At 31.5% G+C, this 26,629-nt stretch carries 25 protein-coding genes, 1 pseudogene, 2 riboswitches and 2 other annotated features; of the genes and pseudogenes, 21 read left to right on the top strand and 5 right to left on the bottom strand.

Annotated elements, in window-relative coordinates:
- Positions 1-191: 191 nt before the first annotated feature.
- The 7 genes from KQI38_RS18325 to KQI38_RS18295 all read left to right on the top strand — a co-directional run bounded on the left by KQI38_RS18325 (position 192) and on the right by KQI38_RS18295 (position 6,151).
- Entirely contained in the window at positions 192-833 is a 642-nt protein-coding gene (locus KQI38_RS18325; RefSeq protein WP_216561986.1) for a cyclodeaminase/cyclohydrolase family protein, read from the top strand.
- A 38-nt stretch (positions 834-871) separates the two neighbouring features.
- Complete coding sequence (gene ftcD, locus KQI38_RS18320) at positions 872-1,795, top strand: glutamate formimidoyltransferase (protein ID WP_216561984.1); 924 nt, start codon at positions 872-874, stop codon at positions 1,793-1,795.
- A gap of 330 nt (positions 1,796-2,125) precedes the next feature.
- Positions 2,126-2,309, top strand: a riboswitch (Lysine riboswitch).
- Between the two features lie 160 nt (positions 2,310-2,469).
- Complete coding sequence (locus tag KQI38_RS18315) at positions 2,470-3,315, top strand: transporter substrate-binding domain-containing protein (RefSeq protein ID WP_216561982.1); 846 nt, start codon at positions 2,470-2,472, stop codon at positions 3,313-3,315.
- Positions 3,316-3,325: 10 nt separating this feature from the next.
- Positions 3,326-4,048 carry an amino acid ABC transporter permease gene (locus tag KQI38_RS18310; protein ID WP_246565922.1) on the top strand — a complete coding sequence of 241 codons (723 nt, stop codon included), beginning with the start codon at positions 3,326-3,328 and terminating at the stop codon, positions 4,046-4,048.
- A 77-nt stretch (positions 4,049-4,125) separates the two neighbouring features.
- Positions 4,126-4,857, top strand: a complete 732-nt coding sequence (locus KQI38_RS18305; protein ID WP_246565921.1) for an amino acid ABC transporter ATP-binding protein — start codon at positions 4,126-4,128, stop codon at positions 4,855-4,857.
- A 417-nt stretch (positions 4,858-5,274) separates the two neighbouring features.
- Positions 5,275-5,505, top strand: a complete 231-nt coding sequence (locus KQI38_RS18300; RefSeq protein ID WP_216561980.1) for an AbrB/MazE/SpoVT family DNA-binding domain-containing protein — start codon at positions 5,275-5,277, stop codon at positions 5,503-5,505.
- Complete coding sequence (locus KQI38_RS18295) at positions 5,495-6,151, top strand: DUF998 domain-containing protein (RefSeq protein ID WP_216561978.1); 657 nt, start codon at positions 5,495-5,497, stop codon at positions 6,149-6,151. Before KQI38_RS18300 ends, KQI38_RS18295 begins: the two co-directional genes overlap by 11 nt.
- 269 nt (positions 6,152-6,420) lie before the next feature.
- Here KQI38_RS18295 and KQI38_RS18290 read toward each other — a convergent pair whose 3' ends face one another.
- Positions 6,421-7,362, bottom strand: a complete 942-nt coding sequence (locus KQI38_RS18290) for a phosphoglycerate dehydrogenase (protein WP_216561976.1) — start codon at positions 7,360-7,362, stop codon at positions 6,421-6,423.
- 133 nt (positions 7,363-7,495) lie between these two features.
- Positions 7,496-7,597: riboswitch (purine riboswitch) on the top strand.
- 140 nt (positions 7,598-7,737) lie between these two features.
- Between KQI38_RS18290 and KQI38_RS18285 the strand changes: the two genes are divergently transcribed.
- From KQI38_RS18285 to KQI38_RS18275, 3 genes are all read left to right on the top strand, one after another.
- The gene (locus tag KQI38_RS18285) at positions 7,738-8,805 is read left to right on the top strand and encodes an NCS2 family permease (RefSeq protein WP_216561974.1); all 1,068 of its coding nucleotides are present in this window, start codon (positions 7,738-7,740) and stop codon (positions 8,803-8,805) included.
- Positions 8,806-8,826: 21 nt separating this feature from the next.
- Positions 8,827-9,372, top strand: coding sequence for a phosphoribosyltransferase family protein (locus KQI38_RS18280; RefSeq protein ID WP_216561972.1), 546 nt, complete (start codon positions 8,827-8,829; stop codon positions 9,370-9,372).
- A 386-nt stretch (positions 9,373-9,758) separates the two neighbouring features.
- Positions 9,759-10,562, top strand: coding sequence for a DUF2935 domain-containing protein (locus KQI38_RS18275; RefSeq protein WP_216561970.1), 804 nt, complete (start codon positions 9,759-9,761; stop codon positions 10,560-10,562).
- 136 nt (positions 10,563-10,698) lie between these two features.
- Here KQI38_RS18275 and baiCD read toward each other — a convergent pair whose 3' ends face one another.
- Both baiCD and KQI38_RS18265 read right to left on the bottom strand, forming a co-directional pair.
- Positions 10,699-12,636: a bile acid Fe-S flavoenzyme BaiCD gene (gene baiCD, locus KQI38_RS18270; protein WP_216561968.1), complete on the bottom strand. Its 1,938-nt coding sequence runs from the start codon at positions 12,634-12,636 to the stop codon at positions 10,699-10,701.
- Between the two features lie 200 nt (positions 12,637-12,836).
- Complete coding sequence (locus tag KQI38_RS18265) at positions 12,837-13,430, bottom strand: TetR/AcrR family transcriptional regulator (RefSeq protein ID WP_094903962.1); 594 nt, start codon at positions 13,428-13,430, stop codon at positions 12,837-12,839.
- Between the two features lie 311 nt (positions 13,431-13,741).
- Here KQI38_RS18265 and KQI38_RS18260 point away from each other — a divergent pair, with 311 nt between their 5' ends.
- Positions 13,742-14,131, top strand: a complete 390-nt coding sequence (locus KQI38_RS18260) for a RidA family protein (RefSeq protein ID WP_216561966.1) — start codon at positions 13,742-13,744, stop codon at positions 14,129-14,131.
- Between the two features lie 392 nt (positions 14,132-14,523).
- A complete protein-coding gene (locus KQI38_RS18255; protein ID WP_094903963.1) occupies positions 14,524-14,904 on the top strand; it encodes a hypothetical protein in 381 nt (126 codons plus the stop codon).
- Positions 14,905-14,938: 34 nt separating this feature from the next.
- Here KQI38_RS18255 and KQI38_RS18250 read toward each other — a convergent pair whose 3' ends face one another.
- Complete coding sequence (locus tag KQI38_RS18250) at positions 14,939-15,973, bottom strand: ornithine cyclodeaminase, nickel-pincer nucleotide-dependent (RefSeq protein WP_216561963.1); 1,035 nt, start codon at positions 15,971-15,973, stop codon at positions 14,939-14,941.
- A gap of 349 nt (positions 15,974-16,322) precedes the next feature.
- Positions 16,323-16,540: a binding site (T-box leader), on the bottom strand.
- Between the two features lie 198 nt (positions 16,541-16,738).
- Between KQI38_RS18250 and KQI38_RS18245 the strand changes: the two genes are divergently transcribed.
- The 9 genes from KQI38_RS18245 (at position 16,739) to KQI38_RS18205 (ending at position 26,136) form a co-directional block, all read left to right on the top strand.
- Complete coding sequence (locus tag KQI38_RS18245) at positions 16,739-17,941, top strand: SPFH domain-containing protein (protein ID WP_216561961.1); 1,203 nt, start codon at positions 16,739-16,741, stop codon at positions 17,939-17,941.
- A 39-nt stretch (positions 17,942-17,980) separates the two neighbouring features.
- A complete protein-coding gene (locus tag KQI38_RS18240; protein WP_216561960.1) occupies positions 17,981-19,027 on the top strand; it encodes a TFIIB-type zinc ribbon-containing protein in 1,047 nt (348 codons plus the stop codon).
- A complete protein-coding gene (locus KQI38_RS18235; RefSeq protein ID WP_216561957.1) occupies positions 19,021-19,848 on the top strand; it encodes a TPM domain-containing protein in 828 nt (275 codons plus the stop codon). Before KQI38_RS18240 ends, KQI38_RS18235 begins: the two co-directional genes overlap by 7 nt.
- Positions 19,849-20,484: 636 nt before the next feature.
- Positions 20,485-21,036 (top strand): RNA 2',3'-cyclic phosphodiesterase, encoded by a 552-nt coding sequence (gene thpR, locus KQI38_RS18230; RefSeq protein ID WP_216561955.1) that lies wholly within the window; start codon positions 20,485-20,487, stop codon positions 21,034-21,036.
- Between the two features lie 164 nt (positions 21,037-21,200).
- Positions 21,201-21,432, top strand: a binding site (T-box leader).
- A gap of 144 nt (positions 21,433-21,576) precedes the next feature.
- Positions 21,577-22,749: an ABC transporter substrate-binding protein gene (locus KQI38_RS18225; RefSeq protein ID WP_216561953.1), complete on the top strand. Its 1,173-nt coding sequence runs from the start codon at positions 21,577-21,579 to the stop codon at positions 22,747-22,749.
- An 82-nt stretch (positions 22,750-22,831) separates the two neighbouring features.
- Positions 22,832-23,716: a branched-chain amino acid ABC transporter permease gene (locus KQI38_RS18220; protein WP_094903970.1), complete on the top strand. Its 885-nt coding sequence runs from the start codon at positions 22,832-22,834 to the stop codon at positions 23,714-23,716.
- Between the two features lie 11 nt (positions 23,717-23,727).
- Positions 23,728-24,678, top strand: a complete 951-nt coding sequence (locus tag KQI38_RS18215) for a branched-chain amino acid ABC transporter permease (RefSeq protein WP_216561951.1) — start codon at positions 23,728-23,730, stop codon at positions 24,676-24,678.
- On the top strand, positions 24,656-25,438 hold the full coding sequence (locus KQI38_RS18210) for an ABC transporter ATP-binding protein (protein ID WP_216561949.1): 783 nt from the start codon (positions 24,656-24,658) through the stop codon (positions 25,436-25,438). Before KQI38_RS18215 ends, KQI38_RS18210 begins: the two co-directional genes overlap by 23 nt.
- Complete coding sequence (locus tag KQI38_RS18205) at positions 25,432-26,136, top strand: ABC transporter ATP-binding protein (RefSeq protein ID WP_216561947.1); 705 nt, start codon at positions 25,432-25,434, stop codon at positions 26,134-26,136. Before KQI38_RS18210 ends, KQI38_RS18205 begins: the two co-directional genes overlap by 7 nt.
- Positions 26,137-26,506: 370 nt before the next feature.
- On the opposite strand, the pseudogene KQI38_RS22070 reads toward KQI38_RS18205, so the two are convergent.
- Positions 26,507-26,629, bottom strand: a pseudogene (locus KQI38_RS22070) (IS110 family transposase); the annotation flags it as partial.

The following is a 26,629-nucleotide window of genomic DNA, read 5'->3' as shown; positions in this document are numbered from 1 at the left end:
TTTTTGAAAAGTTACAAGTGAGTTTTATTTTTTGGCATAATACTTGCTTAATATATTATATGTAATGTAGTTTCTGAATATTTTTCTTGAATTTGGGGGTAGTGAACAAAATCAAGAGGAAAATCCTAAGCAAATTATACCAATAAAAATGCTAAACTGCATTATATATTAGATATATGGAGGTGTCAAGATTGTTTATTGACAAAAGCTTAAAACAATATGCATTGGATACTAAGAGCAGTGATCCTACACCTGGTGGTGGAAGTGTATCAGCTTATGTTGGAACATTAAGTTCAGCCTTGACAAGCATGGTTGGAGGATTAACATTTTCTAAGAAAAATTATTCGGAATTACCAGAAGATGTAAGGTCTAAGATGGAGTCTAATGCTAAAGAATTAGAAGGATTATTTGAAGAATTAGCAAATGACGTAGACAAGGACACAAATGCTTTTGATAAGGTAATGGAAGCGTTTAAGATGCCAAAGGAAACTGATGAAGAGAAAAAAGCTAGATCCCAGGCAATTCAAGAAGGATATAAAATTGCATTAGAAGTTCCATTAAAATGTGCTGAAAAATGTCATAGGGTTCTGGAATTACAAGATGTATTTGCTGAATATGGAAATGTAAATGCTATAACAGATATAGGAGTAGGTGTATTACTTGCTTACTCAGGCTTAGAAGGTGCGTTATTAAATGTTACGATTAATCTAGGAAGTATAAAGGATGAGGAATATCAAAAGAATATTTCTGAAAAAGTATCTAGCTTATTAAGTTCAGCTAAGAATTTAAAAGAAAAATCCTTAGAAACTGTATATAAAAGGCTTAATGGCTAAGAACATTTACTATAACTACTTTATTGAGGAGAGAGGATATGGAAAATAAATATATTTTAGCTGTACCTAATTTTAGTGATGGCAGAAGACAAGAAGTAATTGATGCGATTTCTGGTACTATAAAGAACAAAGAAGGAGTAAAACTTGTTACTTGTGAGCCAGAACATGATTTTAATAGAACAGTTCTAACAATTATTGGTGAACCAGCTCCACTTAAAGAAGCTTTACTAGAAATGGCTGCAAAATCATATGAGTTAATTGATATGACAGTACAAGAGGGAACACATCCAAGAATTGGTGGACAAGATACTATTCCATTATTCCCATTAATGAATACAACAGTAGAAGAATGTAAAGAATTAGCAGAAGAAATCGGAAAAGAATTATTTGCAAAATTCCAAGTGCCAATTTTCTTCTCTGGAGAAAATGCTAGAACTGAAGATAAGAAGAGTATTTCCTTTATTAGAAAAGGACAATATGAAGGATTAAAAGCTCTACTAGAAGATAATAATCATCCAGATTATGAATCAAGAAAACCAGATTTATCAGTAGATGGAAAATTAAACCCAAAATATGGGGCAACTATTGTATCAGCAGATAAAGAGGGGCTAACTGCATATAATGTTTTCTTAGGAACAGAGGATTTAAGTATAGCTAAACAAATAGCAAAAGCAGTAAGAGGACCAAGTGGTGGATTCTCAACAATAAGAGCTGTAGGAATTAAATTCCCAGAAAGAGAAGGAGTAGTTGTGTCAATGAATATGTTTGACTGTGCAAATACTCCGCTTTATAGGGCTTTTGAATTAGTTAAACTTGAAGCTCAGAAATATGGTGTGGCAGTAACAGGTTCAGAACTTGTAGGACCAGTTAAATTAGAATATTTACTAAATAATTTAAATCATTATTTAGGCTTACAAGGATTAAAACAAGAGCAAATATTAGAAACTCATTTAATGGGTTAATATAATTTTAGGACTGTCTATTTAAGGAAATTGAATAGCAGTCCTATTTATATTTAGCAACTATGAAAATTCGTAGCTAGCAGAATGTACAAGGGAAAAATTTATATAGTAAAAAGAGAAGCTTCTAAAATTTGATTCTTAATAAAAGGATGGCTTATTGGTAGTGAGGCCGATTTTTATTAATTTTTAAACTAGATAAATAAAATAATTAACTATAAAATATTCTATGGAAGATGAAATTAGAATTTTTAAAAAATTTATAAATGGGTTGACAGATAAATAAATTTATTGTAAGCTATATCAAACAATTGAATAAGGCCTCACTTTTACAAGTGAGGTAGAGGCGCGATATTTAACAGTCTTTAGTTGAGCATGAGAAAGCAAAGATGCTAAGGAGAAGGAAATGTTGCCGAAGCTTGTAATATTCTCAGTATTACTTGCTGGGTCTGCAGTTAAGAACTGCAGGACTGTCTCAATAAACTTTCCCAGTTTATTGAGTTGTGCTATCTCATTTTGGGAAAAGGAGGGGAATTAGGTATTACTATGTCTATTAGGACCTGAGTCTATCTCAGGTCTTTTTGTTGTCAAAAATAGCATGACTCGTATAGCAAGTGGCAAGTTAACCTTTTAGTAAAAATACTATATTAAAATTAAGACAACAGGAGGAACTAGTCATGAGAAAAAAATTATCGGTATTAATGATGATATCTTTATTAGCAACAATGGTATTAACAGGATGTGGTACAAACAGTAGTGTAAAAGATGCAAAGGTAGAGGTAGCTGAAAAAGAAACATTTAGGGTAGGTCTTGAAGCAGGATATGCACCGTTCAATTGGACTCAAGTGGATGATTCCAATGGCGGGATTAAAATAGATGGTGCCGCAGAATTTGTAGGTGGATACGATGTGGAGATCGCTAAGAAAATCGCAGAAGGTTTAGGAAGGGAATTAGTTATAGTTAAAACCGAATGGGATGGTCTTGTACCAGCATTAACTTCAGGAAAAATTGATGCAATTGTTGCAGGTATGTCACCAACAGCTGAACGTAAAGAGACAATCGACTTCTCGGAGAATTACTATAAATCTAATTTAGTTATGGTTGTTCAGAAAGGTGGAAAATATGAAGATGCTACCTCTATCCAAGATTTTAAGGGAGCAAAAATAACTGCTCAATTAAATACATTTCATTATTCCGTAGTTGATCAGATTCAAGATGTAGATAAGCAGCCAGCTATGGATAATTTCCCAGCAATGAGGGTTGCACTTGAATCAGGAATGATTGATGGATATATCTCTGAACGTCCAGAAGGTATTAGTGCTGAAACTGCAAACAAAAATTTCAAAATGATAGAGTTTAGAGATGGATTCGATACATCAGATGAAGACACTGCGATTGCTGTAGGTGTTGTAAAAGGTAGTAATTTAACTGAAAAAATCAATGAAATATTAAAAGCTATTTCAGAAGAAGAACAAGAAGCTATTATGGATGATGCTATTAAGAATCAGCCCGCAGCAGAATAGGAGGAGAAAAATGAGTTTTGAGTGGATACTAAAAATTATTTCAAATAATGGGATAATGTTTCTTCGTGGAGCTGGTATGACACTTATAATTTCCATGGTTGGTACTATTGTGGGTTTTATTATTGGTTTGCTAATAGGAGTTATACGTACTGTTCCAATACTTGAAAGGGGAGTAAAGAAAATTATTTTTAAATTTATTAATGCTATTCTTTCTATTTATATAGAAATATTTCGTGGAACGCCAATGATTGTACAAGCAATGGTAATTTATTATGGGTCTGCTTCAGCATTTGGTATAGATATGAATCGAATTTTTGCAGCTATATTTATAGTATCTATTAACACGGGGGCATATATGTCAGAAATTGTTCGTGGTGGTATTGTTTCTATTGATAAAGGGCAATTCGAAGCAGCTCAAGCTATAGGTATGAACCATATTCAAACTATGGTAAATGTAGTATTACCACAAGCAATTCGTAATATTTTACCAGCAATGGGGAATGAATTTGTAATTAATATAAAAGATACATCAGTTCTTAATGTAATTTCTGTAACAGAATTATATTTTCAAACAAAATCAGTTGCAGGAAACAACTTTAGATATTTTGAATCATTTTTTGTTGCATGTATTCTTTATTTTATAATGACATTTACAGTGACAAGAATTTTACGATATATCGAAAGAAAACTAGATGGTCCTGAAAATTATATTATATATGCTAATCAAATGTAAGTATAAACACATGAAGAATATGATAGATAGAATAGAAGATTTCAATGCGAATCGATATTAGAGAAAGAAGGACAAATATGGAAAAGATATTAGATATTCGACATTTAAGTAAATCCTTTGGAACTCATGAAGTATTAAGAGACATTAATTTTTCAGTAAATAAAGGAGAAGTAGTTTGTATTATTGGCTCCTCTGGTTCAGGTAAATCAACTCTTCTTCGTTGTGTTAATCTTTTAGAGAAACCAAATGGTGGTGAAATTCTTTATAGAGGAGAGAATATTTTAGATGATAATCAAGATATCTATGAATATCGTACAAAGCTAGGAATGGTATTCCAACAATTTAACTTATTTAATAATCATAATGTTTTAAATAATTGTATAGTAGGGCAAATGAAAGTCTTGAGAAATTCTAAAGAAGAGGCTGAAAATATAGCTATGAAATATTTGAATGTTGTTGGAATGGACCAATATATTGATGCAAAGCCAAAGCAATTGTCAGGAGGACAAAAACAGCGTGTAGCCATTGCTAGAGCACTTTCCATGGAACCTGATGTTATGCTATTTGATGAACCTACATCTGCCCTCGACCCAGAGATGGTAGGTGAAGTTCTTAAGGTTATGAAGGAGCTTGCCGATAGAGGTCTTACCATGCTAGTAGTAACGCATGAAATGGAATTTGCAAAGGAAGTGGCAGATCGTGTGGTATTTATGGATAGAGGAGTTATTGCAGAAGAAGGAAGTCCAGAACAAATCTTCAACAACCCAGTTGAGGAGCGTACGAGAGAATTTTTGAGACGTATCTTGTAAAAATAGTTTAAACTCCCGTCTGGTGAAGTGAACGACGAAAACTAAATAAGCACCTCATAGGCGGCGTTTACTAATTCCCATACGGGAATATAGGAACGCTGCTTTTTTCATACCTTTCTGTCACGCAGTAGGGACGAAAGAAGCCCTGTATCTGGTGCTATTTTGATAGGGCAAGAGAAAGCTTTAATGGCTTGATCGAAAGTTTTGAAATCAAATTTTTTTGTTGCCCGCTTCATAATATTTCACCCTATTACATTTTATCGTTCACCTTTCCTTTGGGATATGAGTATACATATCAGTATTGACTGAAATAAAGCATATAATACAATTTTGGACGGGCGTTTTCTTGACTTACCATTTGATTGATGATATACTTTTCATGTTAGTATGAAAAGTATGAATGTGGAGGGGTTGAAAATGTCATTGCCAAAAGGTAAACATATTTTTGGAACAGTCAAGGTAGGAGAACGAGGACAAATTGTAATTCCTAAAGAAGCAAGAGATTTGTTTGATATAAAACCAGGAGACATTTTATTGGTTTTAGGAGATGAGGAACAAGGGATTGCTATTACAAAAGCAGATGTTATGCAAGAAGTTGCAGTAAAAATCCTTAAAGGGTTAGGGGAGTTTAAGCCAGATGATAAATAATATGACAGAATCCTTTGGTGTGTCAGATGTAGGTTTCATTCTCTTACTCATTGCAACGATTGGCGATTTGCTTATACCTTTTTTTCTTGCTCCATTTTGCAAAAAGTATAATCATATGACAATGGTGATGAGTTTGTTAGGTAATCGCAATTCCCCAGTACATTTAATATATAACTTGTGGCTCATTGCTGCAGGAATTATGCTTATTCTTGGCAGTTTAAAATTGTATGCAATATATTTATCTGCTTCAAATATACTTTCACAAGTATTGCTATTTTGCGTAGTGTTTTATGCCATTGGAGCTTGCATATTATCCGGTATATTTTCGGTTGGGGAAACAAAGGCACTTACAACTCTACCCGAAAAAATACATGGGTATGGCTCTGTTTTAGGATTTTTTGTTTTAACCTTTGTTCCTTTGATTATTGGCATTGTTTCTATGCGTTCAAACGAGGTAGTTTGTAGTGTTATGTCGTTTATATTTTTTGCTTTGTCTATACTGTTTTTTGCTTTGTTTGTAATGGCTGATAAGGCAAGATTTGAAAATACTATAATTTCTAATGAGGGAATATGGCAAAGATTAAGTTTGCTTTGTATGTATGCACCGATCATTATAGTTTCATTCAAAAATATATTTATGAAATGAGGTGCTGGAATGGTAAATACCGAATGGATTTTATGTCCTATCTACGGAAATACAACCTGGGATTATCGGCTCTTTCTTTTTGACGCTGAAACACCACAATCAATATTTTCCCTCATTCACAGGTATAAAAGAAACGTCGACAACCTGCAAAAAAATGTAGTGTTTATGTAGGTTGTCAGCGTGTTCCTTATCCTTGATTAGTACAAAATCATGATTGACAAGGATAGATTTTTTTACTATTTTTTATACATTAATACTCAACATACAAATTAGTATCCTATTTTCAAATTAACTGCATTAATGAGTTCTTCGTTATTTATATATCTTTTCATATTTTCATAGGCTATCTCGTATCTTCTCCTACTATACATTTCTGAAGCCCAAGAATTATGAGGAGATATAATCACATTATCCATTTCCCACAAAGGATTATCTTCTGATAAAGGCTCTACTTCAAAAACATCAAGAGCAGCTTTTTTAATTTTACCAGATTGTAGATTATTGATAAGTGCACTTTCATCTATAATGCTTCCACGAGCAATATTAACTAAGTAAGTTCCATCTTTCATATTAGCGAATACACTGTCATCTATGAGATGATGGGTATTATCTGTATAAGGAGCGGCTATTACTAAGAAATCACATCGAGAAACTATGTCATTTATTTTATCTATACTAAAACATTGGTGAAAATGATTTACATTTCTTCCACTAGCATTAATTCCTAGTATTTTTACACCAAATCCCTCTAGTTTTTTAGCAGCTTCTTGTGCTATAGAGCCAGTTCCCATAAATCCTACAGTTTTTCCATATAATTCTAAAAGTGAAGTATCCATTTTCCATGTTTTCTTATTTTGTTTATCATAGAACTCTTTACTATTTTTAATCATTTCTAATATCTTAAGCACTATCCATTCAGCTATTGGTATACTATATCCGCCTCTATTATTAGTAAGAATAATATCTTGAGCTATGATTTTATCTATTGGAACTTGATTGATACCTGCACTTAAAAGTTGAATCCATTTAAGATTTGGAAACAGCTCAATATCTATTTTATTAAATGGATCAAAGCATACCATTAAATCTATATCCTTTATTTCCTCGGAAAAGGTGATATCCCTTTCATCTTTGAATATTATATCAAAACCTAGTTTTTCTAGGCTTTTCATTTCATCATCTTTGTATTTAAAAGTAAATAATGCTTTCAAAAGTATTCCTCCTTTTAATATTGTAATAATATAATGATACCCACTTGCTTATAAAACCAACATTTGTTTTATGTTTTAAAATTAGAGTAGAAAAATGTTGAAAAATGTCGAAATATCTGATATATTTATTACGTTAAAATAAAATATTTGCTCTCATATAATCCCGATAATATGGTTCGGGAGTTTCTACAGGATAGCCGTAAAATATCCTACTATGGGTCAGGATAACAGATAAAACTACAAAGGTGGATATATCAATTCTAACCTTTGTTTTCGTTTTGAAAAGACTGGCATTCTTTCCTATAGGGAAGAGTTCCAGTCTTTTGTTTATGTATGTATTCCATTGTTTGAGAGCAACATAAAGGAGAGACATAAATGGACTTATTAAAAGATTTACTTGCAGCACTTAGTGTTATTCTTAATGGATTACCTCAAGGACTTTTGGCATTATCATTTGGATTTGCATCTGTACCCACAGCTTTTGCATTTGTTGTTGGGGCTATTGGATGTTTAGTTTTAGGTGTAGTAGCACCAGTTTCATTTCAGGCTGAGACTATTACTTTAGCTGGAACAATGGGAAAAGATATGAAAGAAAGAATATCTATGGTCATTTTAGGTGGAATAGGGATGACTATTATAGGTATATTTGGACTTCTTGAAAGAATCGTAACATTTATTGGACCTGCAATTACTAGTGGGATGATGGCAGGTGTGGGTATTATGTTGACACGTGTAGCTGTTGATATGGCAAGAAAAAATAAGGTTGTTGGATATGGATCTATTGCTATTAGTTTTATTACCTATATGATTACAAAAGATCTAGTATATACAATTGCAATTTCAGTTATTGCAACTAGTGCTATTGCAATGATCTTAAAGCAGAAATCCGATATCAACATCACTGAAAGAGAAAAAATAGTTTTCCAGAAGCCTATTATAAATATTTCTGTTGTTCGTGGTGCTTTAGCCATGATATGCTTAAATGTTGGAGCAAATATTGCTTTTGGAAAGATTACTGGAAGTATTGCAAATACTAATGTAAACATTGACCATTTATCCATTGTAAGTAGCTTAGCAGACCTTGCATCTGCAATATTTGGAGGTGGACCCGTTGAGTCTATTATTTCTGCAACAGGAGGTGCACCACATCCTTTGATGTCAGGCGTTTTAATGATGGGTTTGATGGCAATTATTTTATTTGCAGGCTTATTGCCTAAAATGGCAAAATATATACCTAGTGAGTCAATTGCTGGATTTTTATTCGTATTGGGAGCCATCGTGACAGTACCTACTAACGCTACAGCTGCTTTAACTGTAACAGGTGTGCCAGGAGGTGCAATTGTTGGAGGAATAACCATGACTGTGACAGCAATCACTGATCCGTTCTTAGGTATGCTTGCAGGAATTATATTTAAAACATTTGCCAGTATATTAGGAATGTAATAAATAAGGAGGAATAAGATAATGGAAAAGACATATTCTATTGAAGTAGCAGGAGTAACACGTGAGCTACCTATTATACAGATTAATGATAATCTAAGTATTGCAAGCTTTGTAATACTAGGAGATACTGAGTTAGTCTGTGCAGCAGCTCCTGAAATTGTAAAGAAATTACCTGATGTTGATATACTAATAACTGCGGAGGCAAAAGGAATTCCTTTAGTATTTGAAATATCAAGATTGTTAAAGATGAAAAAATATATTGTAGCTAGAAAAAGTATTAAGCCTTATATGAATTCACCTATTATAGATGAAGTTGTATCTATTACAACACAAAAGAAACAATTGTTGTGTTTAGATGAACAAGATGCTGAATATATAAAAGGCAAGAGAGTAGGTATCATCGATGATGTTATAAGTACTGGAGAATCGATTCAGGCAATTGAAAGGCTTGTAGAGTCTGCGGGAGGTATTGTCGCTGCTAAGGCGGCTATATTAGCGGAAGGTGAAGCAGCAGATAGAAAAGATATTATTTTCTTGAAGTATCTTCCGCTTTTTGAATTAGAATAGATTCTTTTATACTAACCATATATTAGCTAATAAAGACTCCTTATAAGGAGTCTTTATTCTTTACAATGAGTTTCTTTTCATAGACTCTTACTGATGTTTCTCTTAAACCTATGAGAAAGTTGGCTGATTCAAGAGTTTATATTGTTTTTATATCTCATTAGGTTTCATGAAATAACATATATTAATTTAAAATTTAATTTAATTCTTTTATTTAAATTTGAAATTAAATTTAGAAGCTATTCAAAAGAACGGCTAAAATCATTAAAAAATTCATTTCTTATATATTAAATTTGTACAAAGCTTATGAAACAGCATAAATTATACATTTCTTAAAATTTCAATCATAAATATATTATTGAATAGTATTTATGATTGGAGTGATATATTTGAGTAATATTAATTTTGAAAGTACAGCTCTATTTGAACATCGATTTTGGCTTCAGATATTAGGTGACCATGGAAGATTTATTTATAATACTTTGTCGCCTTCTGAAATTGACAAGATTGAAAAAGCTAAGTATTTCATTGACATATTTGATCTGCTACTAGACGAGGCTAGAAAACCATTATCTATCGATGAAATTCAAAGATTAACACAAAAGGCTTACCAACATGCTAAAGATATTGGAGAATTCAAACTACAATTATTAAGGGAACATCTAGTAGGGGAGATATTAATAGGGCTTACACCTACATTTATAAACCATATGGTAAATGAGTTAGAAGAATATCTAAGGATTTTAAGTTTTTTATTAAATAATGAAGTACCTACTGCCCATCCTTTACATTATCATAATCTATGGCTTCCAGATGCTGAAGGGCATGCGGGTGCGATTCTATGTGAATTAGATAGCGTTGAAAAAGATTTAAGAAAGAAAAGTAAAGAATTTGTAATATGTTTTAGTGATTTATATAATAAAGCACATGAATTTTCAGGATATTTGAGAGCAGGTCTACAAGAATTTCCAGCTTTACATAGGTTAAATAATCAAGTGGAATTAAAGATACTATTATTTATGATGTTTCTAAAAGAAATACAGGAACTTAGAATATCTAAGGAAGCAGTTGGAACATTAATGCCCCTTATGCCTGACCACATGTTTAGAGAAGAATGTTATTATTTAATTAAGCTATCTCAGGTATCTCAAATTAATATGCCAGACTGTGATCCAACTAAGCCAAGAATTTAATGATTTAAGCGCTAGGTTGCTAACCTAGTGCCTATTCTATTGTTTATGAATACCACTCGCTAATGAAGTGCACCCCAAAAGTTAAAAATATTTTTAACTTTTGGGGTGCACTTCATTTACGGGTAGTTATGATTATTTATATTGCCCTTGCTACTTCCGCAGCTTCAGCTGTAGCATTAAGTGCTCTACGTGCACGTACTGCATCACCAATAGTGTGGTAAGGAATATTATTTTCATCACAGTACATTATAATATCATTAGATGCACGAGATTTTGCTCCTATTGCAATTACAACAGAATTACAAGGGATTGCTTGAAGTTCCCCATCTTTTTCTATTATTACAGCATCCTCTTTAATTTCGACACATTTGGCAGATGTAAATGTTTTTATATTGTGTGTATGAAGGCTTTCCATTACACATATTTTACGAAGTTGACCAAGATCCTTTGCTACTTGATCTAGCATTTCTACAACTGTAATACTGTTAGCTGATTCAGAAAGATATTCAGCAACTTCCAATCCGACAAGACCTCCACCAATAACTACAACATTTCCATTTGCAGTTGAGTTTCCAGCCAATATATCATGAGAGTTTGTTACATGATCTCCATTGCTGCCTGTAATATTTGGTTTAATTGGCTCAGCACCTATTGCTATTATAACCTCATCTGGATTTATTTTCTTAATAAGTTCAGGAGTAACAGGAGTAGATAGTCTTATTTCAACATTTTCTAATTTTGCCATTTCGCCCATAGATAGTGCTGCTGTTTTCAATTCTTCTTTTCGTGGTGCTTCACCAGCAAGGACAAATTGTCCACCAAGAGAATTATTAGATTCACATAATATAGGGGTATGACCTCTACGTTTTAAGGTAATGGCAGCTTCTAGTCCTGCTACACCACCACCAGCTATTAAAATTTTCTTAGGATTATCCGTTTTTATGAGTCTATATTCTGCTTCTTTGCCTAATGCTGGATTTCTTAAACATGTAATATATGGTACCTGTGGATTTACAAACCCATCATAGCAACCTTGATTACAGCCTACGCATTTTACAATAGTATTTTCTTTACCTGAAGATGCTTTGTTGCAGAATTCTGGATCAGCTAATTGACCGCGGCCCACTACTACCATATCAGCTTTTCCACCTTTAATTATTTCATCTGCTTGAGAAGGATCATTGATACGGCCAACTGCTATTGTAATCATTTCTGTTTCTTTTTTTATTCTTTCTGCATTATCAACATTAAATCCTCTTGGCAGGTCAACTGGGGGTACTTCATATTTTATTGCTGCTGATGAGAAGTTTCCACGTGATACATTAAGTACATCTATGCCAGCTTTCTTAGCTAATTTACAAAACTCAATTGTTTCTTCGATAGTTATACCATTTTCTAAATTATCATCATGTGCTACGATACGCATAAATAAAGGCATATCCTCTGGTATATTATTACGAATGGATTCTATACATTCGATTAAAAATCTCACTCTATTTTCAAAGGAGCCACCATATTCGTCAGTTCTTTTATTGAAGAATGGACTTAAAAATGCATGTGGTAAATAATTATGACCAGCATGAAATTCTATACAGTCAAATCCTGCTTCAACTGCACGCCTAGCAGCATAACCAAAGGATTTTATTACTTCTTTTATAGTTTCAATACTTGCACCGGGTATTACCTTATCAGTTCCATAAATTGGAGTATCACTAACTAATATTATATCTTGATTTTGGTAACTAGCTGTAGCCATGCCTCCTTGCCAAAGTTGTATACCTGCTTTTCCTCCGGCAGAATGTATAGCATCAACAAGTTTTTTTAATCTAGGAATATACTTGTCATCACCAATGGAAAGAAAATTTTTAGGGGTAGATGGATCATGTACTCCACATACTTCGGTAAAGTTCAAGCCATTTCCACCTAATACTCTAGCTACATGGTAGTCTATAATTTGCTGTGTAACATATTTATCTTCACTGGGCATCTTTGTTCCCATTGCTGGAAATACAACTCTATTTTTAAGCTCCATACCTCTAATCTTTATAGGACTAAAAAGATTATCAAATGCCATAAAAAATCCTCCCTTTAATATTATTTAATGTTTAAAAGAATTTAATATATAGTTTATTGTGAACAAACAGCTGTTAATTAGATTATAAATTATTTAACAAACTAAATCAATATGTTTAAAACAAATTGTTTTAATTTAAAACAAAAAAGTGATTTCGATTATTTGATTTATCGAAATCATTTTATTTTAGATGCTTAAATTTAATCATTTGAACATGATTTTAACCTATCTATTATATAAGTAATATATTTTAATCTTTCATCTTTGCTATCTAAAACACTGTTGTCAAAGTTTTTAAAATCATAATTGATAGTTGGATATAATATAGAAGATAGAAATATCATTTTATTATATTGAAACATTATATCATTTTGATTTAAGACATTATCCAATGTTTTATCTAGTTTTTCATTCATAGCATTAGTTACTTCAACTATTTTAGCATCTACTTCACTAATGTCCTTTTTATCCATGGCTTCTTTTAAAATGGTAAGAATTCCAGGATATTTTAGTGTATACTCCATTATTTCATTTGCAGATAAGATAACCTTTTCTTTATCATTATATTCATCACTATCTAGTATAGAGTAAGCTGCAATTGTGTTATCTATATAGAATTCCTTTACATGACGTAACATTTCATCTTTTGTACGAAAATAATAATTTACCGCACTCACATTTACATTAGCTTCTTTAGCTATAGCTCTTATTGGGACGTTGAAGGAACCAATTTTGCCAATAAGATATAAGGCTTTATCCAAAATTTTTTCCTCAACATTTGTCAATTCTCTCATTCTGAACCTCCTACATATAGTAAATTTCAGGACTGTAATTCTCAAAATATGTAACATTTACTAAACATTATATCAAAAAATATAATTAGTTAATACCATATATTTTTTAAGTAATATCATGATAAAATTCATCACTAAGAGGCTAAAGTTAAATTAAATAGATTGTTAGAAATTTGAATTATTATTGATAAAAAAATATAAAATACTATTTTAATCTATTATGACAGTTGGCAAACTATGGCAAGAGGCTTTATTTAAATAAGAATTTAATATATAATCTTATAATAGAATATAAAATAAGGAGGACAATAATGGTAAGAAAAGCTTATAATGCAAATGGTGTATCGGCATCAGGACCATATTCACATGCCGTTGATGCTGGAGAGTTAGTTTTTTTATCAGGACAAACTGTGATGAATGCAGATCCCATGCCAACTGATAAAGGAAATATAACTGAACAAACAAAAGAATGCTTTATCAATTTATTTAAAATATTAGAATCAGCTAATCTTACATCAGATGATGTAGTAAAAGTAAATGTATATCTAACAGATATGAAGAATTTCTCTGCAATGAATGAAGTATATAAAACCCAATTTTCGGAACCTTATCCTGCTAGAACGACTATATCAGTTTTGGAACTGCCACTTGGTGCAGATGTTGAAATAGAGTTAATTGCAAAAAAGCCACAAAATAAATAGTTAATAATAATCCTCCTTGATGAAGTTTAATGATTCTGAGGAGGAATTATTTTACATAAAATCAATTACTCTTATAATGAAAAATAAATATTTAAATCTTATGTACAATAATATTATTGTACATAAGATTTAAGTAATTTGCTTATATATTAACTTGAATCAAACATTTAAATAGAAAATTTATTTAAGAAAATATGTAAAACATTTTCTATATCAATATATTGTTAAGGAAGAGTAAGGTTTATCAGTTCATACAATAAAATGCAGTTAACAGATATATGTCTTTTTATTTATGGAGTATGAATTTTGTATAAATACTATAGGAATGAGTAAAATAATAATACTTAATTCTAAAATATATTGATAAAAATCTTAACTTGGTGGTGTTTTATATGGAAATTAAAGAAGGAGTAATGGTTCCATTAGGCTATGGTAAGTTTGCTCGTTCTGATAAAATCATTAGCCTTGAACCTATTGAGGATGATCGGGGACCGGGAAGAAGAACTGTTGTGTATGTTGAGGAAGTTAAATCTCCAATAATAGCATCTAAAACTGAAAATTCTATATTAGCAAGAATGGTGGAAATACCAAGAAATGAACTGGAGGCTTCCGCTGCCCTAGAGCTTTTATACGATATAGGAGATGATATTGGCCAGATTGGACCCATGCTTAGAAAAAGCATAAAGAAAGAAGCAAACTTTGACCTTGATAGAATTGAAAAGCGTATAAATGAGATCATCCAACATGAAATTGAATTTGATGGAATACACTAATGTAAATTTAATTTCATATATTAGTAATTAGGCACTAGGTTGCTAATCTAGTGCCTATGTTATTTTTTAGGCTTTCAATTTCATAGACCAATAGATTTAAGAATAATCCTACGTCAGTGACAATACCTATAGTTTGACTGCTTCCTCTATCGCATAGTTTTGTAACCACGGCAGAGTTAATATCTACACATATCATCTTGATCTTTGCAGGAAGCATATTTCCGCTGGCAATCCCGTGAAGCATAGATCCAAGGACTAGAACTATATCTGAAGATTGTAAATATTTGTTATAGGCTTCTTGAGCTTCGATCATATCAGTAATTGTATCTGGTAATGGACCATCATCTCTTAAACTTCCCGCAAGGACAAATTGAGTATGATTTTTTATAGATTCATACATTATACCTGAGCGAAGTATCTTTGCTTCAACGGTTTCTTTTATGGAGCCATATTCCATAACTTGATTTATAGCCCTCATATGATTTCTGTAGCCATTGTGGGTTACTTTACCTGATTTTGCACATACTCCCAAGGAAGTACCAAAGAGATTTTTTTCTATATCATGAACTGCAAGGGCATTTCCAGCTAATAAGCTGGAAACATAATTTCCTTTAATAAGCTCTGAAAGATAATAGTCTCCGCCTGTATGGACTACAACAGGTCCAGCAACTACAGTTAATTTCTTGTTATTATAGAATAATTCATAGGCCAAATCTTTTATAATAATATTATTTCTTCTTTCGGAAGAGACAGAACTATTCATAAAGTTGAAAGAATCTTCTACTATTGCATTCTTATCTTTTAGAATTTTAACTCCCAAATCACTACATACTACCATATCACCTTTCTTTATATCTCTTAATTTTTTACATGATGCACCTTGTTCATCTATGACTATAAGTGCATCCATTCTTTGCTTTTTTACCTCTATCCATTTATTATTATGAAATACGAGAGTTTTATAATTTGTAGTTGAATAAAAATCATCAGGTACATGTTTATCCTTCTCTGCTCTTTTTAACACGATATTTTTAGATATATTCTTATTTTTAAATTTATTTATTTCCATTTTAAATTCTCCTTTCACTAATTGACAATTTAAACGATTTCTTGCAGTGTCGAAACTCGAATTCATTTACTCCCTACGCTCGTATAGATTTGGTCCTAACGGACACTCCCAAAGATAAATTCTACATTAAGGTTGGTGCTCATTGCCTTTTTGTCCAATGAGCGATAGCGAGTTGTAGACAAAACGGACAGCGAAGCGAACGCTAGTGAGTGTAGAAATGAGCGTAGCGAGTGGTGCGTTTGACCTACATCAACTCACAACCTCTATTTACCCCGTAGGGTATAGTTCAGTGGTGTCCCCTAGGACCTAACGTTCGTTGTGTTAGGGCATAAAAAAACCTTCATCCCAATACTGGGACGAAGGTAATTCGCGGTACCACCCAAATTGATTAAGTAATAATAAAACTTAATCCTCTTGAAGCCTATAACGTTGGCGAAACGGACAAATTTTTTCATTTGCAGCTTAGAGGGTGGGTTCAAAAGAAGTAATCTTAGAAGATCTTTCAGTCGATGGATCTTCCTTCCTTTTAGAATCTTTCTATTTACTAGTCCTCTTCAAGGCCAAATATTTATTTAGAAAATATTATATTCATTATAAAATTAATTGTCAAGTGTTTTTTAGAAAAAATTAATTATTTTTATAATTATATGATTAATTCTATATATTAAATTGAAAAATTTTAAAATGGGTATAAAATTAAAGATATAGCACTAAAGATATAACACTAAATATATTAAACTAATATATTCTTAGGAGGTAGTAAAAATGGGACTAATAAAAGCACTTAGTTCAGCCATAAAAGGATCTCTTGCTGATCAATGGTTGGAGATAATTGAACCAAATGATATGGGTGATAATACTGTATTTACATCTGGTATAACCGCCAGAAAAGATGATAGAAGAGGGGCAAATAAAAAGGGAACAGAAAATACAGTTTCAAATGGGTCGATAATTCACGTATATCCAAATCAGTTTATGATACTTGTAGATGGAGGAAAGGTTATAGATTATACTGCTGAAGAAGGATATTACAAAGTAGATAATTCATCTTTACCATCTCTTTTTAATGGAAGTTTTGAAGAAGCTCTAGAGGAATCATTTCAACGTGTGAAATATGGTGGTGTAACACCTACTTCTCAAAAGGTATATTATATAAACCTACAAGAGATAAAGGGAATAAAATTCGGAACTCCAAATCCTTTAAACTACTTTGACAATTTCTATAATTCAGAGCTATTTTTAAGAACCTTTGGAACTTATTCTATAAAAATAACAGATCCACTACTATTTTTTATGGAAGCAATACCAAGAAATAAGGACAAAGTAGATATCGAGGATATTAATGAACAATACTTATCTGAGTTTTTAGAAGCTTTACAATCAGCAATGAATCAAATGTCAGTTGATGGAATCCGTATATCTCATGTTCCTTCAAAGGGCAGGGAATTGAGTCAATATATGGCAAATATCCTAGATGAAGAATGGAAAAGAATGAGAGGAATGGAAATCCAATCTGTAGGCATAGCTAATATTTCTTATGATGATGAGTCTAAAGAATTAATTAATATGAGAAATAAAGGAGCCATGTTAGGTGATCCATCAGTACGTGAGGGCTATGTACAAGGGTCTATTGCTAGAGGGTTAGAAGCTGCTGGATCAAATGAAGGAGGAGCAGCATCTGCTTTCATGGGTATGGGAGTAGGAATGCAGGGGGCAGGTAGTTTTATGGGAGCTGCATCAGCATCTAACCAAAATCAAATGGCTAAAGAACAAAATCAGCAAAGTCAAGCTCAAGGTACACCTAATAAAGGGTATTGGTTCTGTACTAATTGTGGTACAAAAAATGGAGGTAATTTTTGTTCGGAATGTGGAACAAAAAGAGCGACTACAGAACAATGTTCTAACTGTGGATATAAACCAAGTGGTGAGACGCCAAAGTTTTGTCCAGAATGTGGAACCAAATTTTAATATAATCTAAGTATTCTTTATTTAGGAAAGAGGTGGGCTATGACTATAAAGATCTATAAATGTCCAAGTTGTGGTGCAGGAATACATTTTAAACCTGCACTGCAAAAATTCAAATGTGACTTTTGTTTAAGTGAATATACTGAGGAAGAAATAGATGATATATATACTGAAAAAGATGAGAAAGAAGAACTTTATCATGATAATATAGACTCTAGGCAGTTATCATCTTATGAATGCAATAGTTGTGGAGCCAAAATAGTCACTGATGATACTACTACGGCTACTTTTTGTTATTATTGTCATAATCCAGTTATAATATCAGATAGGTTAATAGGTAACTTTCAACCTAATAAGCTAATACCATTCTCCGTTGATAAGAACAAAGCAAAACAAAACTTTCTAGATTGGGCACAAAATAAGAGATTCGTTCCTAATGATTTCTATAGCAATTCACAATTAGAAAAGATAACTGGAATATATTTACCATATTGGTGGGCTGACTGTGAAGTTGATATAGATTATATAGGAGAGGCGAGAAATATTAGAGTATGGCGCAGTGGAGATAGAGAATTTACAGAAACTAAAAAATATCAAATAGTAAGAAAAGGTCAGATTAATATAGAAAACGTAGGGGAAGTGGCTTTTACTAAAATAGATGACACACTTTTAAATGGTATAGCACCGTATAATGAAAATGAGATCATAGACTTTTCTATGGCATATCTCTCAGGTTTTTTTGCTGAACAATATGATATGGAAAAAGAAGACATTATTCCCAAAGTTGAAGATAGAGTTGGTAAATACTCAAAATCTTTAATAGATGAAACTATATCTGGATTTAATTTAGTAAATGATATAAGAAATAATTCTAAGGTAAATTATAATAAGTGGAGCTATACTCTTTTACCAACATGGATATTAACTTACCTTTATAAGGGAAGAACCTTTGTATATGCAGTAAATGGTCAAACAGGCAAATCTTTTGGAGAGCTGCCTTTTAACAAACAGAAAGCGTTTAATGTAGCTATGATAATATTTATAGTTACTTTTATCACTCTTTTAATAGGAGGGATGTTAATATGGTAAGTCTATCTAAAAGATTAATGATTCTAATATTATCTTTTATATTAATTATATTAATTTTACAACCAATTACTGTATTAGCTGAAAAATCCTTAGTATTTGATGATGCCATGTTATTTACTGAAGATGAAATAATTAAATTACAAACTGAGGTAAATAATTTATCCAATGATTATAATATGGATATAGTTATTGTAACTACTAGTGATACCGATGGTAAAACGTCAAGAGAATATGCAGACGATTTCTTTGACTATGAAGGCTTTGGAGTAGGGGATAACTATGATGGTATATTATTCTTAATAGATATGGATAATAGAGAAGCCTATATATCCACCTTTGGCATAGGAATTAGATATCTGACAGATGCAAGGATAGAAAGGATATTAGATATTGTATTTGATAGTGGCTTAGTTGAAGGTGATTACTATGGAGCTGCTATGGGATTTTTAAGGGGGACTAAAGATTATCTAGAGGCTGGAATTCCCTCAAATCAATATAATGAGCCTGAATATATAAAACCTAAAAACATCCTAACATTTACTGATGTAATAATTAGTATAATTGGTGGGATAGTAACTAGTAGTCTGTTTTATTTCACTACTAAATCAAGATATAAAACACCGAGGGTTGTAAATCCCTTTTCCTATAGAAATAATAGTTTGGTAAAATTAACTTCAAATGAAGATAAATTAGTAGATACCTTCGTGACTCATAGGATTATACCTAAGCCTACAAACAATTCTAATTCTTCCAGTGGTAAAAGTACAACTCATAATTCTTCTAGTGGAAGAAGTCATGGTGGAGGAGGAAGAAAGTTTTAGCAAGATGTGTATGGGATTCTGCCATTCTATATTTTATAGATTGAAAAAATTCAATAGTAATATAAGTATTTAAAATATCTAGTAACTCTTAGTGAAAAATGAAAAAGCACAAATCTTAAAGGAGGATTTGTGCTTTTTTATCTATCTAATTCAAGTTTCTAATGATTTAAAATCAAACTTAAAATAGTTGGATAATATAAAATTAAAATTGAAACAACAGCAGAAATCCAAAAGATTATTTTAGTTGTTCTGTTAGAATTTCTTTTTTCAATTAAACTATAGGACCAATACATTAAAATAGCAGTGACTATAACGAAAATAGGCTTGTATTTTGTAAGGTTGGATAAATAAGCTGTACCTATTGTCCCTAGACCTAGGGATGCTAATATTAACCCACCGCCTCAGCAGAAAGCTGCACCAAAAGCTGTAAAAACTGATAATATGCTAAGGAATTTTTCTTTCATAAACAAACCTCCCTGGGGTATACTTGTTATTTAATAATACCAAATAAAAAATAAAACATCAAGGTTGATAATTTTTAATCTTAGTGAATTTGATTAGCATATTAATTATAATAAGAAAATTTGAAATTTTTGGATATAATATTCTATAGAATCGTTATTAGGAGGGAAAATTATGCGTGTTTTTTTAGCTATAGAGTTTACAGAAGAAGTAAAGGAATACTTATATAAAATACAGCAGATAGTTAAGAACCATAGTAGTGCAGGTAATTTTACTAGCAAAGAAAATTTTCATTTAACACTTCGATTTATTGGTGAAGTGAAGGAGCATGAGCTAAATAAATTAAAAGAGATTATTAACTATATATCATTAAATCGAGAAAATTTTCAAATAGTTTTTAAAGAACTTGGAGAATTTCCTAGGAAAAATAAAAAAATAATTTGGATAGGATTACAACAGAATAAGGAATTAGATTTATTATATTCTAATTTAGAAGATAGGTTAGAATTTTATGAATATCCAAAGGAAGAAAGAAAGTTTGTTCCACATATAACTTTAGGCAGAGAAATAATCTTTACAGAAGAATTTAATAATATAAAAAATTCGATTGAAATTGATAAAGTAAAAATGACTGTAAATAAGATTTCCATTATGGAAAGTACAAGAAAAAATGGTCAATTAACTTATATTCCAATTTATGTTAAACAATTTAATTCCAAGTGCTAGGAAGCATAAGAAATACAAATACTTATGGTGGGAATAAGGTTGAAAATTTAGTCAATTGAAATTTTTAAAAAAATATTTTCAAAAAAGCCATTGACAGCATTACTTTATCGTGCTATATTAGTTTTTAAATACAAAAAAGATTGCAATCTGATATCAAATTTAATCATAAAACTAAGATGAAGAGTGAACTATTAAATAATCAAGTACAGAGAGCTGGAGTAGCTGAGAGCCAGCATTGATATAATAGGGAGCAATCACTTCTGAGTTATATGGCTGAATTAAGTAAGCCATATCGGTAGACTCCGTTAAAAGGTCAGGGTTTAAATTTGAACCTAATGAGTTAATTATCGTGAGATAATTATAAAGTAGAGTGGTAACGCTTTAACAGCCTCTACATGTATTTAACATACATGTAGAGGCTTTTTTAGAACAATTTTTCATAAAAATGAGGCCTGTTTTTATGGTGATTAATATAAACCAAGAGGAAGATGTAATACTTAAAAATATTATTTCAAAAATTACAAATGGAGGGTGTTTTAAATGAACAAAAAATTATTAGGAGTATTATCACTAGTTCTTATATTAAGTCTTCTTGTAGGATGTACATCTAAACCAGCAAGTAATCAAGCTAATTCAGATACGATAAAAGTCGGAGTAAACTATGAGTTATCAGGTGATGTTGCCACTTATGGTCAAAATTTAAGTGATGGAGTATTGCTAGCTATCGAAGAAATAAATAAAAATGGTGGAGTTCTTGGAAAACAAATACAACCTATTAAAGTTGATAATAAATCAGAAGATACAGAATCAGCAAATGTTTCTACAAGATTAGCTACTAGAGATAAGGTAGTTGCATTACTTGGCCCAGCTACATCCGGAAATACAAAGGCTGCAATACCAGCAGCAACTCAAAATAAAATTCCTCTGATATCAGCTTCAGCAACGGCAGATGATGTTACAGTTGATAGCAATGGAAATGTTAGAGAATATGTATTTAAAACTTGTTTCAGCGATTCTTTCCAAGGAGTTATGATGGCAGAATTTGCTTTAAAGGATTTAGGATTTAAAAATGCAGCAATATTAGCTGACAGTACATCTGATTATGCTAAAGGACTTTCAAAGGCTTTTAAAGAAACTTTTACATCTCAAGGTGGTAAAGTATTAACTGAAGAAGCTTATCAAGCTAAAGATACAGATTTTAAAGCAGTTTTGACAAATCTTAAGGGGTTAAATCCAGAAGTATTATTTGTTCCTGGTTATTACGAAGAAGTTGGTTTAATAGTTAGACAAGCAAGGGAACTAGGATTAAATGTACCAATACTTGGTGCTGATGGATATGAATCACCAAAGCTTACTGAAATTGCAGGAAAAGATGTTTTAAATCAGGTTTATTATTCAAGTCATTATTCTCCAATGGATGAAGCAGAGGAAGTGGTCAAATTTAAAGAAAACTTCAAAGCAAAATATGGTAAAGAGGCTGATGCTTTCAATGCATTAGGATATGATTTAGGATATTTTCTTAAGGATGCTTTAGAGAGAGCTGGAGAAGTAAACTCAGAAAAATTAAAAAATGCCCTTGCATCAACTAAGGATTTTAAAGGGGTAACAGGAACTGTCTCAATAGATGAAAAACATAACCCAGTAAAATCTGTGACAATAATAGAAATGAAAGATGGAGTTCCAACATTCTTGAAGAAATTGGATCCAAAATAATTAAAAGTGAACAATGTCTTTTAGATAATTAGTTCTTTAAAGACATTGTTCATATAGACTTATTATAGAAAGGAAGTTAAAAATGGAACAACTATTACAGCAATTAATAAATGGAATATCACTTGGAAGCATATATGCTCTGATAGCATTAGGTTATACCATGGTATATGGAATAATAAATTTAATTAATTTTGCCCATGGTGATATTTATATGATAGGAGCATATGTAGGATTTGCCTTAACAACCTTTCTAGGATTAGGTTTTTTTCCTTCATTGCTGATTTCAATGTTGGTTTGTAGTGTTCTTGGAATCATAATAGAAAAAATAGCATATAAGCCTATAAGAAATTCCACAAGGATTGCTGCTCTTATTACTGCTATATCTGTATCACTATTTTTAGAATATACCATGGTGTATTTTGTAAAACCAGATACAAGAACATTTCCAGAAGTGTTAAAAAGTAAAATACTGACTCTGTTTGACGGAAGAGTTATATTAGATACAAAAAATATTTATATTATTTTAATAACTATTGCATTGATGATTGGACTTCAATATATAGTTCATAGAACTAAAATAGGTAAGGCAATGAGAGCTGTTTCTCTCGATAAAGATGCTGCTGAACTTATGGGAGTAGATGTAAACAAAACCATATCAGCTACATTTGCTCTTGGGTCTGCATTAGCAGGGGCAGCTGGAGTTTTGGTTGGAGTCTATTATAATACTATAAATCCTCTAATGGGAACAGTACCAGGATTAAAAGCATTTGTTGCAGCAGTATTAGGGGGAATAGGTATTATTCCTGGAGCAGTATTTGGAGGGTTCTTCCTTGGCATGACAGAAACTCTTGTTTCTGCTTATGGGGGGTCAGTATTCAAAGATGCCGTTGCCTTTTCAATACTTATTATAGTCTTATTATTTAAGCCTAATGGACTTCTAGGAAAGACTATAAAGGAAAAGGTATAGGAGGAAGACAAATGAAAAAAATAGACAAAAAAAAGATTATAGGTTTTAGCCTATTGATTATAATTTATTTTCTAGTGAAAATTTTGATGGATGCAGGTATTATAGACTCTTATTTTCAATTAAACATTTTTCTTGTTGGAATTAATATTATATTAGCTGTTGGATTAAATCTAATTACTGGATTTACAGGTCAATTTTCATTGGGACATGCAGCTTTTATGTCAATAGGGGCATATACTTCAGCAGTACTTACTGCTAAATTGGGACAACCATTTATAGTAGCCGTATTAGCATCAGGAGCTATAGCAGCATTTGCAGGTATTCTGATTGGGGTTCCAACGTTAAGATTAAAAGGTGATTATCTGGCTATAGCTACTCTTGGATTTGGTGAAATCATAAGGATTTTAGCATTAAATATTGATTATATAGGTGGAGCTATTGGATTTAATGACATTCCTCAATATACAAATTGGACTTGGATTTTTATAATGACTGTGGCTACCGTATTTCTAATAAAACATTTTATCAATTCTTATCATGGTAGAGCATGTATAGCCATAAGAGAGGATGAAATAGCAGCGGAGGCTATGGGAATTAATACTACTTTCTATAAAGTTTTAGCTTTTGCTATTGGTGCTTTCTTTGCAGGTATTGCAGGGTCATTATATGCTAATTACTTTTATTTTATAAAACCTGACTCCTTTGGTTTTATGAAATCAATTGATATATTAGTAATTGTTGTATTTGGTGGAATGGGTAGTATTACAGGATCAATTGTTGGAGCAATTGCCTTATCAATAATTTCATTATTCCTTCAAGGGATACCTGAACTTAGAATGGTAATTTATTCACTGATTTTATTTGTGATAATGGTTTATAGACCGACAGGACTCTTAGGTAAAGAAGAATTTAAAATATTTAAGAAGGGAGGAAGAAAAGATGTCAGTGTTGAAAGTAAGTAATCTATCAAAGAGCTTTGGTGGTATCAAAGCAGTTACAGATGTTAGCCTAGATGTAAAGAGGGGAGAAATTATTGGTTTAATTGGGCCAAATGGTGCTGGAAAAACAACATTTTTTAATTTGTTGACTGGTATATATACTCCAACATCAGGAGAAATAATTTATGATTTAGAGAAAGAAGTAACAACTAAGGATTTAAAACCCCACAAAATTACTCACTATGGAATTTCTAGAACTTTTCAAAATATACGCCTTTTTCAAAATATGACAGTACTTGATAATGTACTTATTGGATTCCATAATGGTCTAAAATATAGTGTAGCTTCAGCTTTATTTAAACTGCCTTCATATTATAAATCTGAAAGAAATACTTATGATGAAGCAATAGAGCTTCTTAGTAAGTTTAATTTATTAGATAAGAAAGATGAGCTTGCAAAAAATCTTCCTTATGGTGATCAAAGAAGACTTGAAATTGCAAGAGCTTTAGCTGCAAAGCCAAAACTATTATTGTTAGATGAGCCAGCTGCAGGGATGAATCCTAAGGAGACTAAGGAACTTAATTTTCTAATCAAATGGATAAGAGAGAACTTCAATCTTACAATAATTCTGATAGAACATGATATGTCCTTAGTTATGAATATTTGTGAAAGAATATTTGTATTTGATTATGGATATTTAGTTGCCAGTGGTGCACCAGAGGAGATACAAAAAAATGAAAGGGTAATCAAGGCCTATCTAGGTGAGGAGGCAGCACAATGTTAGAACTTTCAAATGTAAATGTATATTATGGAGGGATTCATGCACTTAAAAATATAAGCATCAAGATAGAAGAAGGCGAAGTAGTTACTCTTATTGGTGCAAATGGAGCAGGAAAATCTACAACTTTAAAGGCTATATCTGGAATGGAGAAACCTAAAAGTGGAGAAATAAAGTTCAATGGAGAAAAAATCAATTCTTTAAATGCTACGAGTATTGTTAAATTAGGAATATCTCATGTTCCAGAAGGAAGAAGAGTTTTTTCAAAAATGAGCGTAATGGAAAACTTGGAAATGGGAGCATATACGAGAAACGATAAAGGAGAAATTAAGAAGGACTTTGAAAATGTATTTTCTTTATTTCCAAGACTTCTTGAAAGAAAAGAACAAATGGCTGGAACACTGTCAGGAGGGGAGCAACAGATGCTTGCAATTGGTCGTGCTCTAATGTCAAGGCCAAAACTTATTTTGTTAGATGAGCCTTCTATGGGACTTGCTCCAATAATAGTAAAGGAAATATTCTCTATCATAAGGAATATAAACGAGACGGGAACCACTGTTCTTCTAGTAGAACAAAATGCAAATATGGCTCTTAATGCAGCAGAGAGAGCTTATATAATCCGAAATGGAGAAATAGAAATGGAGGGTAGTGCAAAAAAAATGGTAGCAGACGAAAGGGTAAGAAAGGCTTACCTTGAGGGATAATATTATATATAGCCTATAGACTAATTATTTATTAAAAATTATGTCTATAGGTTTTTTTAATCTATAGAAAAGCTCTTACAAATTATTCTTTTTAAATATTAACTTGACCTTAATGTATTTCAAGGAAAGATACTTCTAATGCTTCGCCAGAAGCTTTTCTTATATAACTTCATATAATTTATCAATATAATTGAATACTTTATAGAATTATGCCAATAATATACGGATGTAATCATAATTTTTAAGGAGACCAACTATGAATTGTCAAGATAAAAAAGATAAATTTTTTTAAAAATAATTATATCTAAAAAAGGCATGACAAAATAAGCCTATTTAAAATATGCTTTTAAAAAATATATTTTTCTAAAAATTATTCTAAATTAAAGGCAACATTATCTTTTAGTATTTTAAATATTACACGAACCAACTTATGAGCAACATGGCCGAGAGCTGCATAATGGCTGTTACCTTGAAATTTTTTAAGCATAAAGTA

The organism is Tissierella carlieri (assembly GCF_018917285.1).
Classification (GTDB): Bacteria; Bacillota; Clostridia; order Tissierellales; family Tissierellaceae; genus Tissierella; species Tissierella carlieri.
Note: the sequence above shows the minus strand (reverse complement) of the source record. Positions and strands in the feature narration are given on the sequence as shown.

What these genes read in the sequence shown, in the direction of transcription:
- KQI38_RS18315 (WP_216561982.1), top strand. Translation starts at nt 2,470, where the DNA reads ATGAGAAAAAAATTATCGGTATTAATGATGATATCTTTATTAGCAACA.
- KQI38_RS18220 (WP_094903970.1), top strand. Translation starts at nt 22,832, where the DNA reads ATGGAACAACTATTACAGCAATTAATAAATGGAATATCACTTGGAAGC.
- KQI38_RS18265 (WP_094903962.1), bottom strand. Translation starts at nt 13,430, where the DNA reads ATGAGAGAATTGACAAATGTTGAGGAAAAAATTTTGGATAAAGCCTTA.
- KQI38_RS18225 (WP_216561953.1), top strand. Translation starts at nt 21,577, where the DNA reads ATGAACAAAAAATTATTAGGAGTATTATCACTAGTTCTTATATTAAGT.
- KQI38_RS18285 (WP_216561974.1), top strand. Translation starts at nt 7,738, where the DNA reads ATGGACTTATTAAAAGATTTACTTGCAGCACTTAGTGTTATTCTTAAT.
- KQI38_RS18205 (WP_216561947.1), top strand. Translation starts at nt 25,432, where the DNA reads ATGTTAGAACTTTCAAATGTAAATGTATATTATGGAGGGATTCATGCA.
- baiCD (WP_216561968.1), bottom strand. Translation starts at nt 12,636, where the DNA reads ATGGCATTTGATAATCTTTTTAGTCCTATAAAGATTAGAGGTATGGAG.
- KQI38_RS18245 (WP_216561961.1), top strand. Translation starts at nt 16,739, where the DNA reads ATGGGACTAATAAAAGCACTTAGTTCAGCCATAAAAGGATCTCTTGCT.
- ftcD (WP_216561984.1), top strand. Translation starts at nt 872, where the DNA reads ATGGAAAATAAATATATTTTAGCTGTACCTAATTTTAGTGATGGCAGA.
- KQI38_RS18235 (WP_216561957.1), top strand. Translation starts at nt 19,021, where the DNA reads ATGGTAAGTCTATCTAAAAGATTAATGATTCTAATATTATCTTTTATA.
- KQI38_RS18210 (WP_216561949.1), top strand. Translation starts at nt 24,656, where the DNA reads ATGTCAGTGTTGAAAGTAAGTAATCTATCAAAGAGCTTTGGTGGTATC.
- KQI38_RS18295 (WP_216561978.1), top strand. Translation starts at nt 5,495, where the DNA reads ATGATAAATAATATGACAGAATCCTTTGGTGTGTCAGATGTAGGTTTC.
- KQI38_RS18250 (WP_216561963.1), bottom strand. Translation starts at nt 15,973, where the DNA reads ATGGAAATAAATAAATTTAAAAATAAGAATATATCTAAAAATATCGTG.
- KQI38_RS18260 (WP_216561966.1), top strand. Translation starts at nt 13,742, where the DNA reads ATGGTAAGAAAAGCTTATAATGCAAATGGTGTATCGGCATCAGGACCA.
- KQI38_RS18280 (WP_216561972.1), top strand. Translation starts at nt 8,827, where the DNA reads ATGGAAAAGACATATTCTATTGAAGTAGCAGGAGTAACACGTGAGCTA.
- thpR (WP_216561955.1), top strand. Translation starts at nt 20,485, where the DNA reads ATGCGTGTTTTTTTAGCTATAGAGTTTACAGAAGAAGTAAAGGAATAC.
- KQI38_RS18305 (WP_246565921.1), top strand. Translation starts at nt 4,126, where the DNA reads ATGGAAAAGATATTAGATATTCGACATTTAAGTAAATCCTTTGGAACT.
- KQI38_RS18255 (WP_094903963.1), top strand. Translation starts at nt 14,524, where the DNA reads ATGGAAATTAAAGAAGGAGTAATGGTTCCATTAGGCTATGGTAAGTTT.
- KQI38_RS18240 (WP_216561960.1), top strand. Translation starts at nt 17,981, where the DNA reads ATGACTATAAAGATCTATAAATGTCCAAGTTGTGGTGCAGGAATACAT.
- KQI38_RS18300 (WP_216561980.1), top strand. Translation starts at nt 5,275, where the DNA reads ATGTCATTGCCAAAAGGTAAACATATTTTTGGAACAGTCAAGGTAGGA.
- KQI38_RS18215 (WP_216561951.1), top strand. Translation starts at nt 23,728, where the DNA reads ATGAAAAAAATAGACAAAAAAAAGATTATAGGTTTTAGCCTATTGATT.
- KQI38_RS18310 (WP_246565922.1), top strand. Translation starts at nt 3,326, where the DNA reads ATGAGTTTTGAGTGGATACTAAAAATTATTTCAAATAATGGGATAATG.